The organism is Pseudoalteromonas fuliginea, assembly GCF_000690055.1.
GTDB classification, from domain to species: domain Bacteria; phylum Pseudomonadota; class Gammaproteobacteria; order Enterobacterales; family Alteromonadaceae; genus Pseudoalteromonas; species Pseudoalteromonas fuliginea.
Window position 1 is genome coordinate 1 of record NZ_JJNZ01000223.1, and the last position, 915, is coordinate 915.

Genomic DNA, 915 nt, shown 5'->3' on the forward strand with positions numbered 1-915 from the left:
TCCGGCACCGGGCAGGTGTCAGGCCCTATACTTCATCTTTCGATTTTGCAGAGCCCTGTGTTTTTGATAAACAGTCGCCTGGACCTTTTCACTGCGGCCCACATTACTGTGGGCGACCTTTCTCCCGAAGTTACAGGTCTATTTTGCCTAGTTCCTTAGCCATGAATCTCTCGAGCGCCTTAGAATACTCATCCCAACCACCTGTGTCGGTTTACGGTACGGGCTGCTTTACACGCTTTTCTTGGAAGTCGCTTCTCTGGATTATCACCGCAACCGTAGTCTTAGTGTACTATCGAGGTGTTACCACTCTCTTCAACGTGCAATTCCGTCTGCACGCACCAAATATACGCCTCCGTCACTTTTATTGTAAGCAGGTACAGGAATATTAACCTGTTGTCCATCCACTACCCCGTTCGGGTTCGCGTTAGGCCCCGACTAACCCTCAGCTGATTAGCATAGCTGAGGAATCCTTGGTCTTTCGGCGTGCGGGTTTCTCGCCCGCATTATCGTTACTTATGCCTACATTTTCTTTTCTATACGCTCCAGCAATACTCACATATCACCTTCGATGCCTATAGAATGCTCCCCTACCACTTTTTCAAGTCCATAGCTTCGGTAGTATACTTATGCCCGATTATTATCCATGCTCGATCCGCTCGACTAGTGAGCTGTTACGCACTCTTTAAATGAATGGCTGCTTCCAAGCCAACATCCTAGCTGTCTATGCAGACAAACCTCGTTTTTTCAACTTAGCATACATTTGGGGACCTTAGCTGATGGTCTGGGTTCTTTCCCTCTTGGACATGGACCTTAGCACCCATGCCCTCACTGCTGGTAATCATTATATAGCATTCGGAGTTTGTCAGGAATTGGTAGGCGGTGAAGCCCCCGCATCCAATCAGTAGCTCTACCTCT

1 rRNA gene is annotated in these 915 nt (G+C 48.3%); it reads right to left on the reverse strand.

The window, feature by feature from the left end:
• Positions 1 to 915 (reverse strand): 23S ribosomal RNA (locus DC53_RS22805); the annotation flags it as partial.